14 protein-coding genes are annotated in these 19,388 nt (G+C 45.7%); 6 read left to right on the forward strand and 8 right to left on the reverse strand.

Annotated elements, in window-relative coordinates; all coding sequences use genetic code 11:
• Positions 1 to 101: 101 nt before the first annotated feature.
• Positions 102 to 1,553 carry a PLP-dependent aminotransferase family protein gene (locus NV381_RS00860; protein WP_258211357.1) on the reverse strand — a complete coding sequence of 484 codons (1,452 nt, stop codon included), beginning with the start codon at positions 1,551 to 1,553 and terminating at the stop codon, positions 102 to 104.
• 122 nt (positions 1,554 to 1,675) lie between these two features.
• Between NV381_RS00860 and NV381_RS00865 the strand changes: the two genes are divergently transcribed.
• Positions 1,676 to 2,299: a pyridoxamine 5'-phosphate oxidase family protein gene (locus tag NV381_RS00865; protein WP_258211358.1), complete on the forward strand. Its 624-nt coding sequence runs from the start codon at positions 1,676 to 1,678 to the stop codon at positions 2,297 to 2,299.
• Positions 2,300 to 2,499: 200 nt separating this feature from the next.
• Here the strand turns inward: NV381_RS00865 and NV381_RS00870 are convergent, their stop codons facing one another.
• From NV381_RS00870 to kduI, 3 genes are all read right to left on the reverse strand, one after another.
• On the reverse strand, positions 2,500 to 4,668 hold the full coding sequence (locus tag NV381_RS00870; RefSeq protein WP_258211359.1) for a GAF domain-containing protein: 2,169 nt from the start codon (positions 4,666 to 4,668) through the stop codon (positions 2,500 to 2,502).
• 38 nt (positions 4,669 to 4,706) lie between these two features.
• Positions 4,707 to 6,341 carry a thiamine pyrophosphate-binding protein gene (locus NV381_RS00875; protein WP_258211360.1) on the reverse strand — a complete coding sequence of 545 codons (1,635 nt, stop codon included), beginning with the start codon at positions 6,339 to 6,341 and terminating at the stop codon, positions 4,707 to 4,709.
• A 277-nt stretch (positions 6,342 to 6,618) separates the two neighbouring features.
• Positions 6,619 to 7,452, reverse strand: a complete 834-nt coding sequence (gene kduI / locus NV381_RS00880; RefSeq protein WP_258211361.1) for a 5-dehydro-4-deoxy-D-glucuronate isomerase — start codon at positions 7,450 to 7,452, stop codon at positions 6,619 to 6,621.
• A 313-nt stretch (positions 7,453 to 7,765) separates the two neighbouring features.
• Between kduI and NV381_RS00885 the strand changes: the two genes are divergently transcribed.
• The 4 genes from NV381_RS00885 (at position 7,766) to NV381_RS00900 (ending at position 12,752) form a co-directional block, all read left to right on the forward strand.
• Positions 7,766 to 9,073, forward strand: coding sequence for an aminotransferase class I/II-fold pyridoxal phosphate-dependent enzyme (locus tag NV381_RS00885; protein WP_258211362.1), 1,308 nt, complete (start codon positions 7,766 to 7,768; stop codon positions 9,071 to 9,073).
• Positions 9,074 to 9,195: 122 nt separating this feature from the next.
• A complete protein-coding gene (locus tag NV381_RS00890; protein WP_258211363.1) occupies positions 9,196 to 11,001 on the forward strand; it encodes an ABC transporter ATP-binding protein in 1,806 nt (601 codons plus the stop codon).
• Between the two features lie 21 nt (positions 11,002 to 11,022).
• Complete coding sequence (locus tag NV381_RS00895) at positions 11,023 to 11,700, forward strand: response regulator transcription factor (protein ID WP_258211364.1); 678 nt, start codon at positions 11,023 to 11,025, stop codon at positions 11,698 to 11,700.
• Positions 11,697 to 12,752: a sensor histidine kinase gene (locus tag NV381_RS00900; RefSeq protein WP_258211365.1), complete on the forward strand. Its 1,056-nt coding sequence runs from the start codon at positions 11,697 to 11,699 to the stop codon at positions 12,750 to 12,752. Before NV381_RS00895 ends, NV381_RS00900 begins: the two co-directional genes overlap by 4 nt.
• Here NV381_RS00900 and ilvA read toward each other — a convergent pair.
• A complete protein-coding gene (gene ilvA, locus NV381_RS00905; protein WP_419182229.1) occupies positions 12,736 to 13,989 on the reverse strand; it encodes a threonine ammonia-lyase IlvA in 1,254 nt (417 codons plus the stop codon). The two genes, NV381_RS00900 and ilvA, sit on opposite strands and share 17 nt — an antisense overlap.
• 228 nt (positions 13,990 to 14,217) lie before the next feature.
• Positions 14,218 to 15,759, reverse strand: coding sequence for an S-layer homology domain-containing protein (locus NV381_RS00910; RefSeq protein ID WP_258211367.1), 1,542 nt, complete (start codon positions 15,757 to 15,759; stop codon positions 14,218 to 14,220).
• A gap of 351 nt (positions 15,760 to 16,110) precedes the next feature.
• Between NV381_RS00910 and NV381_RS00915 the strand changes: the two genes are divergently transcribed.
• The gene (locus tag NV381_RS00915; RefSeq protein ID WP_258211368.1) at positions 16,111 to 17,736 is read left to right on the forward strand and encodes an FAD-dependent oxidoreductase; all 1,626 of its coding nucleotides are present in this window, start codon (positions 16,111 to 16,113) and stop codon (positions 17,734 to 17,736) included.
• Between the two features lie 70 nt (positions 17,737 to 17,806).
• Here NV381_RS00915 and NV381_RS00920 read toward each other — a convergent pair whose 3' ends face one another.
• Positions 17,807 to 18,625, reverse strand: a complete 819-nt coding sequence (locus NV381_RS00920) for a class I SAM-dependent methyltransferase (RefSeq protein ID WP_258211369.1) — start codon at positions 18,623 to 18,625, stop codon at positions 17,807 to 17,809.
• A 9-nt stretch (positions 18,626 to 18,634) separates the two neighbouring features.
• Positions 18,635 to 19,096, reverse strand: coding sequence for a MarR family winged helix-turn-helix transcriptional regulator (locus NV381_RS00925; RefSeq protein ID WP_258211370.1), 462 nt, complete (start codon positions 19,094 to 19,096; stop codon positions 18,635 to 18,637).
• Between the last annotated feature and the right edge of the window lie 292 nt (positions 19,097 to 19,388).

Consider the following 19,388-nt stretch of genomic DNA (forward strand, 5'->3'; position numbering starts at 1 on the left):
ATTCCACAGCTTGCCGAACGCCCTATGCTTTGAAATTTCTATATGACACTGGTATCTCCTGCCTAAAGTGTGCATTTCATGTGAAATGCTTTCGTATGGGTCTACAGCGACTGCATGAGCTTTACCGCATACTCCATTTCGTGTTCCGTTAAATGCGCAAAATGGAAGTAAGCTCCGTATCGTGTTCCTCCGTCTCCTTGCAGCGCCAGATCGGACCAACGGATTCCGGATGAGCCACAGCACTTCCTAAATTCCGTATAATCCTCTGTTCCAAGCCACCAGCCAAACAAATGCAGTCCGGCATCGCTTTCTACCCAAGCGAACCTGTCAGACAAACACCCGGTTAGCAAGCGGTGCAAGCATTCGAATTTGCGGCTGTATACACGCTTCATCCGGCGCAAGTGACGCTCATATTCACCGCTGTTCATAAAGGAAGCCAGCGTTTGCTGCTCCAGCAGGCCCGTTGGCTGCGGCTCATATAAAGCTTTGGCCTTGCTTGCTGGCCCCACAAGTGCTTGAGGCATAACCGCATAGCCGATGCGGATGCTCGATGGCAAAGTCTTGGAGAAGCTGCCGACGTACACGACCCGCTCCTCACGATCCAACACCTTCAGCGGCTCTACAGCCCTGCCTCTGTGCCGAAATTCGCTATCGTAATCATCTTCTATGATTACAGCTTCCCGCTCATACGCCCATTGGAGCAGCTGCTGGCGCCGCTCCAGGCTCAGTACAGCCCCGGTCGGAAACTGCCGCCCGGGGGTCACAAACAGCAGCTTCGCTGCCCAATCATCAGGCATGATTCCCTGCTGATCCACATCTACCGGCATGCAGGTACCGCCTGCCGCTATCACAGCCCGGCGTATTCCATTATAGCCGGGGTTCTCTACTACAGCGATGTCGCCATCGTTAATCATTAGCTGTGCCAGCAGGGCTATCGCCTGCATCGAGCCGTTAAAGATTACGATTTGCTCCGCTGGCGCGGCAATCCCTCTTGCTCGGCGCAAATAATTCGCAATGGCTTCGCGAAGCCCTATATCCCCCTGCACGGAAGGGGGAGGGATGGGGCTCTGCTGCGATATTTGCCTCGCAGTAGCGTATAGGCATCGATTCCACTCGGCCTTCGGAAACCATTCTGAATCGGGAGCAAACCAATGAAAATCTACCTCCATTACTCCCGCGTCAGCGGCATTGAGGGGAAGCTGTACAGAAGCCTCGTGAGCAGCCGAAATCTCATTAATTCTTGTTCCCCACTGAGAAAGCGAATAGTTACGTTTAAGCATATCCGTTTGGTTCGGGCTGCCAGCATTGTAGGAGATGAATGTCCCTCTTCCCACTTCACATACAACATACCCTTCTGAAGCTAGCATATCATACACTTGATTGATCGTTCCTCTGGAAACGTTATAAAGTGCTGCCAATTCCCTGCTGGAGGGAAGCTTCGTATGAAGTGGAAGCACGCCGTCCACGATAGAATCTCTTAAGGCATGATAAAAAGCCAGCAGTTTGGTGGAATACCTCTCATAGTAGCTGTGGTAAGGAATTTGAAAATGCATGCTTAAGCTCTCCCATTCCGAATAATGGTCCAATAAAATAACTCTAAATTGGAGCTTATAGATTGTCAATGTCTGAGGTAAGCTTACTTTCAAGCTTTTATCCAACAGGGAGGATGGAATATATGAGAAGAACCGAGTTCAGTATAACGGAGCCCGAGGAAACCGAATCATTTTTACAGGAAATGAGCTTTGGAGTGCTTGGGACTATAGGAGAAGACGGCTGGCCTCAGCTGACGCCCTTGAACTTTGCCTATCAGAATGGGGAACTTTATTTTCACGGCAGCCGAGTCGGGTCCAAGATGGAGCATTTGAAAAGGGACCCTCGCGTAACCTTCTCTGTCGCCAAGGAGTATGCCATCATCCCCTCCACTTTCTCTGATCCGAAGCTTGCATGCCCTGCTACCTCTTATTTCAAATCTGTTCTTATAAAAGGATACGCTGAGCCCATCGCAGACCTGGATCTCAAAGCATCAGCATTGACAGCATTTATGCGCAAGCTGCAGCCAGAGGGAGGTTATGCTCCCATTGATCCGCTGGATCCCGATTATACGCCGCAGATCAAGGCAACAGCCGTTGTGCGCATCCGAATCACAGAGCTTTCGGCCAAGTTCAAGTTCGGGCAAAATGTGAAGGAGCCCAGGTTCAGCAAAATTACGGAGGGTCTCGAGCAAAGAAATCGGCCATTGGACGTCGAAACCATTGAGCTCATGAGAGCCTATTGCCCTCATCACAAAGAGCAGCCATAATAAGAAAAGCAATTGATCGAAGCCTTTCGATGAATATACATTCGTGTCTTAAAGGTTGCTTTTCTTGCAATATCAGAATAGTTCAGCTTCGCTGAAAACTTTTTAATTCTGATATTATAAAAAAAACACTTCTTACCCGCATGCTGCATCAGCGGTGTGAAGTGTTTTTTCTTCTGATTAGACTTCCTTAGCAGACCTTTTTAGATCATGGAGTAGGTGTAAGGCAAATGCTCTACCTTACCACCTGAAAGTACAAGAGGCAATTCAATCTCTACTGTGGTACCCACACCCTCCGCGCTTTCCACATGGATGCGGCCGTGGTGATACTTAATGATTTGAAATGTGACCATCAGGCCGAGTCCGACCCCTTTTTCCTTTGTTGTATAAAAGGGTTCGCCAAGCTTCGGTATCCGTTCTTTGGACAATCCGCTTCCCTGATCCTTAAAGCAAATCTCCACGTGATCGTCTTCCAGCTCAACTCGGATCTGCAGCAAGCCCCCGTTTTCCATGGATTCGATTGAGTTTTTTACTATATTAATGAACGCTTGCTTCAATTGACTTTCTGCGCAGCTAATATTAGGAATCGGACCCTCGATCAACAGATCTATTTCCACATTGTTCATGATTGCTTGTGATTGAAGCAGTTTCACCACATGCTCTAGAATCTCGCGCAAGTCATTTTTTTGTAAGCTTATGCACTGCGGTTTGGCTATAAAAAGCAGCTCGCTCACAATGAAGTTGATCCTATCCAGCTCAGACAGCATGATTTCCAGATTTTCCTGCTTGGCATTCGGGTTGGAATTCAGAAGCTGTATAAAACCACGGAGCGTCGTTAACGGATTACGTATTTCGTGGGCAACGCCTGCGGCCAGCTCACCTATTACAGAGAGCTTGTCTGTTTTGCGGATGATTTCTTCAGTGCTTTTTCGTTCAGAGATGTCTGAGAATATAACCACACCACCTTGAATCGCCTCGTCCTCAACGATGGGAGTTAATACATATTCAACCGGAAAAGACAACTCATCTTTTTTTCGAAACATAACTTCTTGTACATATTTGACTGTATTATTCCCAAAAATATCAAAAAGGGATTCCTCGAAACCACCGTCAACCATTCCCTCCTCACTCCAAATAAGCTCTGTGTGCTTCTTGCCGATCAGCTCATCAACGGAAAGCTCAAGCATTCGTGCCGCTGCCGGATTGCAAAATGTAATTTCCCCCTCCAGATTTAATCCGTATACACCTTCTCCGGCAGAATTAAGAATAAGCTCCAGAATACGGTGATTTTCCCGCAATTCCTTGGTTCTATCATTAATAATCAATTCCAGCTGCTCCAGCTGAATGGCATTGGATAATGCAGTTGCAGTAACATCTACAATGGACTGGGCCAGCAGCATATCGTGCTCTGTATAGGTGCGAATCTCCCCTAAGCTGACGACAGCTATCGTACCGAGAACCTCGCCTGTTGCTACCAAGGGCAGCATAAATACCCCTCGTATCCCGAATTTATGGCAAGCTTCATGGTTCGGACGATGATCTTTGTCCACATCAGGAATAAATACGTATTTCTTCGTGCGGATCACCTCTTGAAACAATAAATCCCTTTCGTAGTCAAGCTTGATCTTGCTATGTGTTTTACGCCACTGCTCCTCGGTCCATTCGCTGTTTCCGCTTAATTTGGCCGGACGAAAAGTGCTGCCGATTGAATCACACAAATGTACGCCAATATTTGTATTATCGAGTACTCGTCCTACATAACGAAAACAGGTATCCAGTATCTTCTCCGTAGTCGAACACAGAGAAAGCTCGCTTGTTACATCAAGGAGCAGTTGCTTCTCCCTCAGAAGCGATTGGATCGCTTGAAATTGCTTCACATTATGGATCGCCACTCCCGCCATATTGACATAAGCTTCAACCGTCTGAATTTCCGATTCAGACAAGTTCATAGGAATACCGTAATCGAATAAAAATACAATACCGAACAGTTCATCTCCATATGAAATCGGCAATCCCAACAAGGAACGAATTTTGAACAGCTCCACCGGCTTCGGATCCGGTCTGGTATCCATGGATGTATCGGGTATATAAATGCTTTTTCTTGTTTCAATAATGTCCCTGGCCAAATGATCCGTTTGTGGGTCTACAATCATTTGATTAAGGGTAATCCCATTAATAATATCCGGTTTACCTACATATCCACGGAAGGTACCGTCCGATTGCGGCAAATAAATACCCGTAGAGTCGCATTGGACAATTTCATCCGATATAGCAGAGGCAACCGCTTCAAGAAGTGAATGCAAATCCAAATTTGAATTAATCAGTTGACTGATTTTAGCCAACCGGGCATATCTGGCTTGATCATCATTCATATTTACACCATCCTTTATCGATCCGATTGCGGGAATGATTACTTTTGAAAAGAGGAAAGAAATTTCACTCTGTCTCCCATTGGAGGAATATTGTTATCCACTATTGAAATTTCAAGCACAGCTGGCCCGTCCACTAAAATATCATGCAGCACTCCGGCAGAAAGATCCTGCAATTTCTCAACTCTCCAGCTAGGTATGCCCATAGAATATGCCATATCCGATATCGAAACAGGCTGCTGCTCGAAGCGCGGGTGACTCCGTTTATACTGCAGCGTGTGGCCATGATAGACCATTCCCAGCCTTGCGTTATTGATAACTACAAATAAAATCGGCAGATTGTACTCCTTCGCCGTTAAAATTTCCATACCATGCATGAAAAAACAGCCATCTCCTGTAATGCAAACCGCAGGACGGTAAGGATCTGCAAGATTCATCCCGATTGCAGCTCCGATCGCGGTTCCCATTGCCCCAAAATGTACATTGATATCAAAAGTGTCCGTCTCCATTACCTGCATATAATGGATTACATATGACATAAACTCCCCGATATCGACCGCATAGCGGGTTGAGGGTGGCATATGCTTTTGCAAGGACAAGAGCACATTCTGAGTGTTATAGGCTGTGGAAGGCTGTGGAATCGAAGCTGTGACATCAGGCTCGAAGCTATTGCGGCGAAGCCCCATACGCTCCAATTCCTGAATAAGGAACCTGAGGCCCAAGCCCGCATCGCCTCGTATCGGCAAATCAATAGGATAGGTACGATGGAAGACCGTTTCATCAATATCGATTTGCACAGTATAACGATCTCCGGTCAGATGTCGGTTCCAGTTGCTGGTGGCCGTCTCGCCAAGGCTCGAACCTACAATCAGAATAGCGCGGTACTCTTGATCTTCTATAAGCTTGGTAGCGCGCGCCTGTCCAGCAAAGCCGAATATACCGTGATAGAGCGGATGAGAGTGGGGCACGAATCCTTTTGCCTGCGGTGTTGTAACAATCGGCCAATTCAGAGTTTCAGCCAGCTGCAGCACATCCGGCATAGCACGGCGGGCTCCTTGCCCGACGAAGATAATGCCTTTACTGCGCTCCAATAGCTCCTTGGCCGCTTGCCGCAGCAACGAACGATTGGGAACGCTGATCTGCTGCTGCGGAAACGGCGGCAGCGCGACTGGCTCCACCTGCTCCAACTGTATGTCTATGGGCATCTGAACGTGAACAGGACCCGGTATTCCGGATAACGCAATTTCAACTGCCCTCGCTACCTCATAAAGCAAATCTTCTGCGCGAGAAACGGATACGCTGTACTTGGTCACCGGTTGAAACAAAGGCACCGCGTTCAATTCTTGTGAGGCGTTCAATCCAACCGTCCTGACTGGAACCGAGCCTGTCAGGAACAGAACAGGAAGATGCTCGCGGTATGCATGCGCAGCCCCTGTCAGCAGATTCGTGCTTCCAGGACCGCTGCATCCGATGCAAACCCCCAGGCTGTCGGAATGTTTAGCATAAGCCGCGGCCATATAGGAAGCAGCCCCTTCATGCTTAGCAACAACCGGTGTAATTTGGGGCATTTCATACAATTCGTCAAAAAATGCATTTATTGAGCCCGCAGGGATGCCAAATACATATTTGACCCCGCCTTCAACCAAGAAATCAATCACATTCCGAACTGCTTTCATTATTATTTCCCTCTTTTCTACACGGTTCGATTTTGTTCGACTATTTTCTACACTATTCCTTTTATGGTAATATTTTACTAATACTATTATTCTTCATGTCGACATAAAATCCTCTTTTATTAAATAAAATGTTCTGAAAACGCAAAAAATCCCCACAAAGTGGGGTCTTGCTTCGACGTTGATTCAGATACTTTGCGGGGAGCCACGAGACATATAAAATCTATATAGACAAAAAAGGACGCTTTTCAGCGTCCTAATTACCAGATAAAAATGTTTTTTAGCGCAAATCCTTCGGTTGAACCATATCCATATCCGTGAACTCTTGGTTCTCACCAGCCATAGCCCAAATGAATGTATAGTTGTTTGTACCTACGCCGGAATGGATCGACCAGCTTGGTGAAATGATCGCCTGCTCATTGCGAACAACAAGGTGACGAGTTTCAGAAGGCTCACCCATCAAGTGGAACACCAATCCGTCTTCAGGCATATCGAAGTAGAAATACACTTCAGAGCGGCGGTTGTGAGTGTGGCAAGGCATTGTATTCCACATATTGCCCGGTTTCAAAAGTGTCATACCCATAACCAGCTGGCAGCTTTGAATACCGTTTAGGTGGATATATTTATAAATGGTACGTTCGTTAGAAGAATTGATCGAACCCAGGTGCTGAGGCTCAGCCTTGCTGATTTCCACTTTCTCAGTCGGGTAGTTTTTATGTGCTGGCGTGGAGTTGAAGTAGAAGCGTGCCGGATTAGCAGAATCCGCGCTCTTGAATACCACTTCTTTGTTGCCCAGACCTACGTACAGGCAATCCTTGCTTTCAAGCACATATTCAGTACCATCTACAGTTACGAAGCCTTTAGGGCCAACATTGATAATTCCAATTTCACGACGCTCCAAGAAATATTCAGCGCCCATTTCATGCTTGTCCGCTTCGAGCTTAATCGGCTCTGATGTAGGGATAACGCCACCTGTAATAAAACGGTCTACGTGACTGTATACCATGTTTAGTTGACCTGGTGCAAACAGACTTTCGATAACAAACTCGCTTCTCAATCTGTCTGTATCATAGGATTTAGTTTCTTTTGGATTCGTCGCATAGCGAATTTCCATAGCAATAATTGCCTCCTCGGAAAATATAAGTTAGTATTCGGGATTTCGGTCCAATCATCGGATAACAAACTAATCAAGCTCTTCTCAATTCCGTTCTGTCCGTTCCCCATCATATGGTAACATAAATCGCTTCATCTCGCTACCACGCTCCATTTACTTGTTCTGCCGCTTCTTCGATTGAAAACAATTCTCAATTTAACACAATCAGCGTGACTCCCCCTTGAGAAAATGGTATAATGTTCCCTAAATGTTGGGCTTCACAAAATGTATGGCCCACTAAAGAGAAGTTCAGATCACGGAAGGACGGACCCAAATGAATCCTCTTGCACAACAGCTCAATGATACGATTTCCAAAGAAAATAAGTATGTATTTGATATGCTATCAGGCTTAGGCAAGCAAATCTTTTTCCCTAAGGTGGGCATCTTAAGCCAGTCGGCGGAAGCCAAGCAAAAAGCTCATAAATTCAATGCCACCATCGGTACAGCGCTCGAAAATGGGCAGCCTATGCACCTGAAGGTCATTCAAGATACGTTATCCGCCTACAATCCGAAGGATATATACGAATATGCGCCTCCAGCAGGCAAGCCGGAGCTGCGTACTGCATGGCGCAGTAAAATGCTGGAGGAGAACCCGAGCTTAACGAGTGAGGGCCTGGGCAATCCTATTGTCACCAATGCACTGACCCATGGATTAAGCATTGTTGCCGACTTGTTCGCCGATGCTGGCGATGCAGTTATCATCCCCGATAAAAACTGGGAAAATTACGAGCTGACTTTCGGAATTCGCCGCGGTGCGGAGATTGTTAATTATCCGTTGTATAATAGCGAACGCAAGTTTAATTCCGCGGCATTGCGTGACGCTCTGCTCGCTCAAAAAAACAAAGGCAAAGCAATCGTCGTATTGAACTTTCCGAACAACCCGACTGGCTACACCCCGGGTCCTGAGGAAGGCAAACAAATCGTAGCCGTTATTAAGGAAGCAGCCGAGGCAGGAATTAATGTTGTAGCCGTAGCTGATGACGCTTATTTCGGACTTTTCTTCGAAAACTCGTTGCAGGAATCATTAGCAGGCCAATTGGCAAATTTACATCCGCGTGTGCTTTCCATCAAAGTAGACGGCGCTACGAAGGAAGAATTTGTATGGGGCTTCCGGGTCGGCTTTATCACCTATGCCGGACAAAGCCAAGGAATGCTTGCTGCACTGGAGCAAAAGACGATGGGCATTATCCGTGCAACGATTTCAAGCGGACCGCATCCTTCCCAAACCTTCGTGCTTCACGCCTTGAACGCTCCTGAATTCAAAGCTCAGAAGCAAGAAAAGTTCGAAATTATGAAGGGGCGAGCCAACAAAGTTAAAGACATTCTCGATAACAGCGAGTTTGATGCCGTATGGGAATACTACCCTTTCAATTCCGGTTACTTTATGTGCCTAAAGCTGAAAACCGTTGATGCGGAATCACTGCGCGTTCATCTGCTCAATAATTACGGTATCGGAACCATCGCACTTGGTGAAACCGATCTGCGCGTTGCTTTCTCTTGCATTGAAGAAGAGAATTTGGAGGAGCTGTTCAGCTTGATTTTCCAAGGCGTTCAGGACATCCAGAAAGTAACTGCACAATAACAATAACAATAAGTGACAACATACAAAAAGCCGAATTCTCCAGTACTTTTGAGAATTCGGCCTTTTTATATTTGTTTAGCCTATTATATTCATTTATTCATTGCTGTTTACATTCAGTTTATATGGATGGGGTATCTTTTATACATACGAGATACAATTATGGAGAGGATGATTTTAAATTGACAAATAATAATCCAAGCGGGGGCTGGCGCGATTTCGTGCGTTTAATATGGCAGACCAAACCTCCCCTTCTATTAATGAGCATCGCACTGGCGATGAGTATTGGCTCCACGTTAGTCGGATTAAGCATTCCATTGTTTACTAAGAATATGGTAAACAGCTTCTCCCTGGATTCGATAGACACCATTCACATTATAGGACTCGGAGCCGCTTTTATTATGCAAGCTATCGCTGGGGGCATCTCCGTATATTTACTGAATCGGTCAGGACAGAAGGTCGTTGCTTCACTTAGAGATCTTTTATGGAAAAAGCATTTGCAATTGCCCATTCCTTTCTATGATCGGCATCAAACAGGCGAGATGGTTAGCCGGATAGTAAATGATACGGGCATCCTCAAAGAGCTTATCACCGAAAACCTTACAAGCTTCGTGACCGGGCTCATTTCCATCATAGGCGCTATTGGAGTGTTGCTGTATTTGGACTGGAGAATGACGCTGCTCATCGTGCTGGCTGTTCCCCTCTCCATGCTGTTCTTGTTTCCGCTTGGACGCAAAATGCATCAAATTTCCAAGGGATTACAGGGAGAAACAGCTCAATTCACGGCTACGCTGACTCGTGTGCTTTCGGAAATTCGTCTCGTTAAAACATCCAATGCGGAGCATGTGGAGTACGCTAACGGGCAGCGCGGCATTACAAACCTATTCCAATTCGGAGTAAGAGAAGGTAAGGTTCAAGCTGTCGTAGGACCTTTAATGTATTTTGTCATCATGCTGTTGTTCGTTGTCATAATTGGATATGGAGGACTTCGGGTATCATCAGGTGAGTTGACTTCTGGCGATTTGGTCGCTTTCCTTTTATACTTATTTCAGATTATAATGCCGATCACACAGATTTCCCGCTTTTTCACCCAATTTCAAAAAGGGATGGGAGCTACGGAAAGAATTATTGCAACATTGGCCACTGAAGAAGAGGATTTGCAAAGCGGCAGGCCTGTAGCCGATATGGGACCACAGATTAAGTTGGAGCAAGTTAGCTTCGCATATCCATCGGGAGATCAGGTGCTCAAGGACGTGAATATAACGATTGAAATGGGAAAAGTAACCGCAATAGTAGGACCTAGCGGTGGTGGAAAAACAACGCTATTCTCAATGCTGGAACGGTTTTATGAGCCGCAAGACGGCCTTATTCGAATCGGCGGAGAAGCATTAACCAGCCTGTCCTTAAGCTCCTGGCGGAGCCGGATTGGCTATGTATCACAAGAGAGCCCGCTTATTGCCGGTACGATTCGTGACAATATTACCTATGGCATGGAGCAAGCAATTAGTGATGAGCAGCTAGCTGAAGCTGCCAGGATGGCTTATGCCGATGTATTTATTAATGAGCTTCCGAATCGGTTCGATACAGAAGTGGGCGAACGAGGCATCAAGCTATCCGGAGGTCAACGGCAACGAATTGCGATCGCCAGAGCGCTGCTGCGAAATCCAAGTGTTCTGATGCTGGATGAAGCAACCTCAAGTCTGGACAGCTTATCAGAAATCATGGTGCAGAAAGCGTTGAAAAATTTAATGAAAGGACGTACAACGCTCGTAATCGCCCACCGTCTATCCACTGTAGTAGATGCAGATCAAATTGTTTTTATCGAAAAAGGAAAAGTTACCGGAAACGGAACACATAATCACTTATATGAAACACATTCCATGTACCGGGAGTTTGCCGATCAACAGCTGCGTATGCAGTCACCTGTCTAAAAAGGAGTGTAAAACTACAGGATGCCAACCCTATTGGTTGTAGATGATGACCCGCATATCCGGGAACTTGTACGCTTGTTTCTGGAGCGCGCCGGGTTTGAAATAATAGAAGCCAGGGACGGTGCTGAGGCACTGGCTGCATTAGAAACAGTGAAGGCGGATATGGTCATACTAGATATCATGATGCCTAACATGGACGGCTGGAGGCTATGCGAGGAGCTAAGGAATCATTATGAGATGCCCCTGCTAATGCTTACAGCCAAAGGGGAAACGACAAATAAAGTAAAGGGGTTCGACTTGGGGGCGGATGATTATTTAGTTAAGCCTTTCGAGCCTGCTGAGCTTGTTGCAAGAGTAAAAGCGTTGTTGAAGCGTTACCGGGTCTTCGTCTCCCAAACCATACTAATTGGAGACCTTCAAATGAATCGGCATACCTTTGAAGTCAGTGCTGCCGGGGAAATGCTGACATTGCCGTTGAAGGAATTTGAGCTTCTATTCAAGCTCGCAAGCTCCCCCGGTAGGACACTTCCACGTGAGCAGCTTATAGAAGACATTTGGGGATATGACTACAATGGAAATGAGCGCACTTTGGATGTCCATATTAACAGACTGCGAGAGCGCTTCTCCTCTCTTACGAGTTCGTTTCGAATTAGAACGATTCGCGGGCTGGGCTATAGACTGGAGGTGGCTGAAGAATGAAATCACGTATTGCAAAAGGCGTACTGGGCATCTTCGTAGCACTGATGGGTCAGGTTGCCTGCTGTGCATTGGCCTATGTGCTTACTTCTTGGGTTTACTCCTATTGGAACATCCAGCTGCCTGATTTAACGATCCAGCTTATTAATGTATTTCTCGGTTCTTTGTTTGCTGCCGGCATCATTATGCTCATCGGATTTTTTTCCAGACCTAGACAAATGAATATTTTCAATGCCATATTAGATGCGATGCAGCAGATCAGCAAGGGAAACTTCAATGTAAGTCTGGAAAAAAAACCAGGCCAACAAGGCCATTTGGACCACTTTGTAGATGGGATCAATCATATGGCTCAGCAGTTAAAGCATATAGAAGCCATGCGCCAGGAGTTTATCTCTAACGTTTCCCATGAAATTCAATCTCCACTAACCTCGATTAACGGATTCGCTCAAGCTATGCAAAATGAACAGCTGAGCGAGGATCAACGTCAGCATTACCTGCATATTATCGAGACCGAAAGCAAAAGACTGTCAAAGCTAAGCGACAATCTATTGAAGCTCACCTCACTGGAATCCGAGCATCATCCATTTGAACCGAAGCCCTATAGGCTTGACGTTCAACTTCGCAATATTATTTTAGCTTGTGAGCCGCTTTGGCAGAACAAAGCTATAGAAATGGACATTTCGCTTATACGCGTTAATGTAACAGCGGATGAGGAGCTGATGAGTCAGGTATGGATCAATTTGATTCACAACAGTATCAAGTTTACACCCGAAGGCGGTACCGTTTTCGTTAGTTTGGAGCAGCTCAATAACCAAGCTGTAGTCCGCATATCCGACACAGGCATAGGTATAGCAGCGGAAGATCAAACACGCATTTTCGAACGCTTCTTCAAAGCAGATAAGTCCCGAAACCGTGCCAGCAGCGGCAGCGGTTTGGGACTATCCATAGTGAAAAATATTATTGAAAGACATCACGGAACAATTCAAGTAGAAAGCAAGCTCGGAGAAGGCACTTCGATTACCGTTGTTGTGCCTGAAATCAAATCAATAAGTTAAACAAATGAGGATTTTTGTTGATTTCCACATATTTGATGCCTTTGTTGACCATACGCTCAATCAAGGGCTCATAATCCTCTTTGCTTTTCAGCTCAATTCCAACAAGCGCAGGCCCATTCTCCTTGCTTGTTTTTTTCGTATACTCGAATCGGGTAATATCATCATTGGGCCCAAGAACTTCATCGAGAAACTCACGTAAAGCACCTGAACGCTGAGGGAACTCCACTGTGAAATAATGCTTCAGCCCCTCGTAGATCAGCGACCGTTCTTTTATTTCCTGCATCCGATCGATGTCATTGTTACCGCCGCTGATGATGCAGACCACATTTTTGCCTGCGATCTGCTCGCGATAGAAATCCAGCGCCGTAATGGTAAGCGCCCCTGCCGGCTCGGCAACGATAGCATTTTCGTTATACAGCTCCAGAATGGTTGTGCATACCTTGCCTTCAGGAACGACAATAATATCATCGACAACCTTCTGACAAATCTCATAAGTTAACTCGCCCACTCGTTTTACAGCCGTACCATCAACGAATTTATCGATCTCACCAAGTGTAATGATTTCTCCTTGTTCAATGGACTGCTGCATGGATGGTGCACCGGTTGCTTCAACGCCAATGAACTTGGTGGTCGGGCTAATGCCTTTGACATAAGTTCCGACACCCGCTGCCAAGCCGCCCCCGCCAATTCCGGCGAAAACATAATCAACCTGCTCCCGCATATCATTCATCAGCTCAAGCCCGACCGTCCCTTGACCGGCTATAACCTTCAAATGATCAAACGGATGAACAAACTGCATCCCTTCCCGTTCACTGCACCTTACAGCCTCCTTCAACGAATCATCGAATGTATCGCCAATGAGGATTACTTCCACGTAGGTGCCGCCAAAGAGCTTGACCTGGGAAATTTTTTGCCTGGGAGTGGTGGTCGGCATGAAGATTTTGCCTTGAACCTGAAGTGCCTTGCAGGAATAGGCTAACCCTTGAGCATGATTGCCCGCGCTAGCGCATACAACACCTTTGCTGAGCTGATCTTCGGTCAAGCTACGCATCAAATGATAGGCTCCGCGGATTTTAAAAGATCGGACAACCTGCAGGTCCTCACGCTTCAAATATACGTTGCAGTTGTATTTCTCGGATAATATAAAGTTTTTTTGCAGAGGAGTATGGTGCACAACATCCTTCAGCACGTGACTTGCGACAATTATATCTTCCAGCTTAACCGACTGACTGTTCATCATTTCCTCCATTTAACTGATTAAGTAATTTTATTTATTATACACCGTTAAATACGCCTGTCCATAACTTTTACAAAGAAATAATCCACCCGAAGTGAAACAAGCCGTAGAAAAAAGAACAGCCCTCCCGCCCGGCCATTATGACCGTAAGCAAGAAGAGCTGCTCTCCCTTATAAAGCTAACCTTTTTCTTTGCAAATCCATATCTCTTTATTGCCTATTGCTTCTATTATTTAATCACGATCGTATGAACGACATTATTAGTGCCTCTCAATTCAACTGAACGGTTAGGTGTCAGCTGTGAACGATCGCCTTGAATAGTACCATTGGAAGTCGCATACAGGAATGTCACATTCGAAGTTGTGTTGTAGTATACGTTGTTTTGAACCGAACCATCGCTCAATATTTTGTTAATAGAAATGGAGTTAACTTGATCGCTGGAATTTGTTGTATAAGAGTTATATGTTCCGTTTACTGTAAAATTAGTTTGTTGATCGTTCGCAAGCGTTGTTACAGCAACAAATACCACTTTGCCGCCGGAAGTACGAACAAGAATTTCATCGCCTACTCTTAGCTCGGATGCCGCTACGGATTGACCATTGCGAATAATCGAAACATTCGAAGCAAGCTCGGCGCTATAGGATTGGCCATCTTTGATCACAGTCAAAATATTGTTGCTTACTGTAAAGCTCACTGAAGCTGTGAAGTTAGTGTTATCCGGCAGTTGGTTGCCACTGCCATTACCCAGCTTCTTTACTTCTACAAAAATGGCTTTGCCGCCGTATGTGCGTACGATTACTTCGTCACCAGCTCTTAGTTCGCTAGCAGCAACTTTAGCTCCATTGCGGAAGATGAACGCGCCGGAATCCAGCTCTACGCTGTAAGGTTGACCTTGTACAGTCAATGTTAGCAAATTATTGCTTACTGCTGTATTAACCGTTCCGCTGACGGATGCGTTATCGGGCAATTGGCTGCCTGTGCGATCTAATAAAGCTGCCAATTCTGCACGAGTTACCGGGTTGTTCGGACGGAAAGTGTTGTCTTCGTAGCCATCAATAAGCTTTTTGTCAATCGCAAGAGCAATATAGCCTACGGAACCGGCTGGAATCTTGTTAGCATCCTTGAAGGTCAGCTTCGTATTCATCTTGGTCTTTGCTTCATCCTGAAGCTTCAACGCTTTGATCAAAAGTGTAGTTGCCCACAAGCGGTCTGCTTCCTTACCAGGGTTGATCATGTCATCGGATTCCTCGAACAAATCGTTTTGCAGCGCAACGCTTACATAACCCGTTGCCCATGAATAGCTGCTTTTCAATTTGTCCGCGTCCTTAAAGTTCAAGTTCGCCGCTTTGGCTTCAGCAGATTCAGCTTGATCGCGAAGTCCCATCAGCCTTACAGCCGCAGTAATCGCTTCAATGCGAGTAATCGTTTTACGTGGCTGGAAGGTTCCATCCTCATAGCCTTCAAAAACTCGTTTGGAAGCCAAGCTTGCAATGTAGCGAGCTGCCCACTCTACATCGGCGCCTTTTACATCGTCAAAGGACAACTTAATGTTTAAATTTTTAACATTCATGTTGTTAATATAGATACCATTGTTGTTTTTGTCTTTATCGTTATATTTGGTTTCAATCACATTCTTCAAATCGCGTCCGCGATCTTTATCCTTGTCGTTGCCTTTGCCTTTATCGTTGCTTGCAAATGCTGCAGTGGAGCCCCCCATAACCATGGCTAGTGTCAATCCTGTTACGACAACCTTCTTGAATGAATTATTCATCATCATTTCTCCTTTTTGGTTAGGTGAAGGGCCAAATACGGTTCAACCGGATGCCAGCGGCGGATTGAGGGCATGACAAAGATGCCCTTGACCTGCCAATAAATCTTTGGCGATCAGGATGTAGTAGTTTCGCCTTCCCTGCTATGAATTTATCGTGGAACATGATTGAGGACCTTCGCGAAGAGTTCCTTGGATTTACTAAAACTTTCGCCATACGAATACCGTTTGTGGGGGTCATTTTGATCGACTTCTGCAAAATATGGTAAACTAACAACGAAAGAAACCTATTTATAGTAAATAGCGTAAAAACAGATAGGTTGCTTTAGTGGAGTTAGAGGAGGAAATGTACGTATGAAATGGAGAAACAAAGGTCTTTCTATAGGGATCGCGGTATTAGCATTAGTCGCCTTGGCTGCCGTGTACACGTCTATCCCTTTCTTTAGTAAAAACAGCACAGGGGACAAGCCTTCACCAGTTGCTACAGCAGATCCGTCCAAAGAGGGCAAAACAGAGGGGAATAAACAGCCCGCAACACCGCCAGAACCCCCTATTCCATCAGAAAAAGTCGATATTGCCGTATTCGGCAGCGAATTAGAAGGTCTTTATTTGGCAAGAGCAGCAGCGGACGAAGGCTTGAAGGTTAAGGTGCTTGATCCGCGCGAAGCATTCGGGGGCCAGGTGCTGCAAGGGGAAATGCTGTTCTTGGATGAAACGCGTGACGATAAGCATCAGCTGTTAGTTCAAGGGCGGGCCAAGGAGCTGTTTGACGGGTTCCGTAACGGAAAAATCCGCAAGCTCCCCGAGTTTACACAATATTTTGACAAGCTGAAAAAAGATATTCCTATAGAGTCAGGCATTAAAATTCAAGACATCAAGCAAATACCGGGCCAATTCGGGCCGCATGCGATAGAATCCGTCACCTATTCGGGCAAAGACGGGGCCAAGAAAAATATTAAAGCTGATTATTGGGTGGACAATACAGACTTCGCCGCACTGCTCAGCAAGCTCCAATCAACCCGTATGCCAGGACTGGAGCAGTTCTACGGCCAAAATAAGATCGAATACATGAGCACCGGAATGATGTTAAAATTCAAAAATGTCGATTGGGGCAAATTTAATTCCAGCTTCAACAGCTTAACCCCGGAACAGCGCAGTGCCAAATATGGGGGAGGCTCCGTGAGCGAGAGCTTTGCGATTGGATTGAGCGGCATGACAAATAGATATAAGCCAACCAATGATCGAGTATTCCTGAGGGGCTTAAATGCAGTAAGCCAACGCGACGGCGAAGTAATAATCAATGCATTTCTGATCTATACCGTAGACCCTTCGGATGATAAATCGGTTGCAGAAGCTATGGAGCTTGGAAAGAAGGAAATTCCGCTTATCTTGAATCATTTCCGCAAAAATATTACCGGTTGGGAAAACGCTGAACTGAATGGTTTCCCTAATTATTTGTACATCCGTGAATACAATCATTACGAGACCGATTACGTGCTTAAACCTTCTGATATGCTGGGCGCCCGAATGTTCTGGGATAATGTCAGCATCGCCGGATACCCGCTTGACCTTCAAGGAACAAGTGAAAATAAATGGGGCATCGAGATGGGCCGTCCTGATAAATATGGAATGCCCCTGCGCAGCTTTTTGCTTAAAAATTACGATAACGTCATTGTAGCAGGGAAAAATGTCGGGTCCTCGGCCATCGCTTACGGCAGTGCCCGCATTCAACCGAACACAAGCCTTGCCGCAGAATCAATCGGCATTCTATTAGGCCAACTGCAGGGCAAGAAAAAGCTCCGTGAGCTCAAAGAACCTGATATGCCTGCCCTCAACAGCTATCTGGAAAGTAAATACAAAATAAAGTTGACCGGAGTCACCGGCAATAATAAGATCGCAGGCTGGACGGCCGATGAAATAGCCAAGCTCGACACCGGAGAAATCGTCTACCCTTCTTATGTGAACAAACGGAAAAAGTAAGCTCATGCCCAAGTATCGGAAAAACCCCTGTTATGCCTCTTGAGGCGCAGGGGTTTTTGTATAGAGATTTTTATAAGCTTCTGCTGACAAACATCCCTGATTCCTTGGTTATGTGTAGCTTGCCTCCGTTTTCATCCATTTTGGCATTTATAAATGTTCGGAACGATTCCGCTTTTAACGGATCTAGCACAGTCTTGCCGCCCGCCAAGCCATTGCATGATAAAACATAATCGACTAAGGCATCGCTCTCGGTAATAAGCAGCGCATCCTCATACTGGACTATGGAAACGTCAGTAAAAAACGACAGCAATTGTTTTTTCCCATTATCCAGCGAAAAGTTAGCTTCGATTGCTCCCAATACTTGCTCATATTCGGAATCCGGATCAAACTCTTTAACCAATTGTTTCATTTCCAGCATATTGCGGCTTCCGACTGTTGTCGCGTAAAAGATTCCGCTCGGTTTCAAGACTCGCTTTATTTCCGATAAAGCTTTCTCCCGGCTGTTTACATGATATAGCATATGGTTCGCTATAATAATATCGAAGGTATGATCCGGATAGTTAATGTTTTCTGCGTTTATTACTTCAAATTTTATTTCATGGTTCAGAACGCTTAAGTTATTGCGCGCATCATTCAGCATCCCTTCGGAATAATCAGTGACGGTGATGTCCCAATGAGATGGAATTTTACTTGCATTGGCCATCCATAATAATCCGTTGCCTCCCCCCAGTTCGAGGACCTTGGCAGGCTGCGCTTGTTCAATCTGATCCATTACCCAGAATGGCCAAGGATATGGATTAGTGCTGAATGCAGCATGCAGGCGGATTCGAGCATTGAACTTGTCGGAGTTCGAGTACTGCTGGTCTTTTAAATCCTCGTTATTCGTCATAGCGATTTATCACTCCTTGGTTTCCGTTTGGTCAGGGTCGAGACGCCATTCCTTCATCGTATCCGCAAAACGCGACAGCATTGCCGCGAATACACTTACATCCTCTTCATTCCATTGCTTTAGTATCAACTCTAAACCGTCGACACTTCTGTCAAGAAACCGGATCAGCACTTCTTCCCCTTCGGGTGTGAGACTGATCAAGCTTGATCGAAGATCTGTCGGTGCAGTAGTAACTGCAATCTGCCCGGCTTGCTGTAACGATTGGATACGTCGGGTGATGGAGGAAGGATTAAAATCGAGCTCCCCGGCAATATCGGAAGGACGGATCTGTCCCCGCAATTTGATAAGCATAAGAATTTCAAAAGCGACCCGATCCAGGTCCTTCCTTCGGTTCTGCGCCAATTTGAATTCTTGAATGAATCGCAGTGTTCCGTAAGCCAGCTTTTCAAGCTCTTCACGGTTTTTTGTCAATTGTACCAGCTCCTTTTGAACTGCCGTTATCCTCAATATAAACTATTTGTTTGCACAAAGCAAATATATATATATAGCTCTGAACTAGTTTTCTATGTCCATTGTCTGCCAGCAAAGATTTATCGGTTATAGTGATTTTCTCCCTGTTGAGCTGATGTGAATTTGTATATACTAACTGTTATCTATGAGGAACGGAGTGATGTTATATGAGCTTAATTGTTAAAGATATCCAGATGGAGATTAAACAGCAAGTGTTGAACCAGCAGAGGGAGGACCAACGCGGAGCATAAGC

This window comes from Paenibacillus radicis (ex Xue et al. 2023), from assembly GCF_024722015.1.
Lineage (GTDB): Bacteria > Bacillota > Bacilli > Paenibacillales > NBRC-103111 > Paenibacillus_S.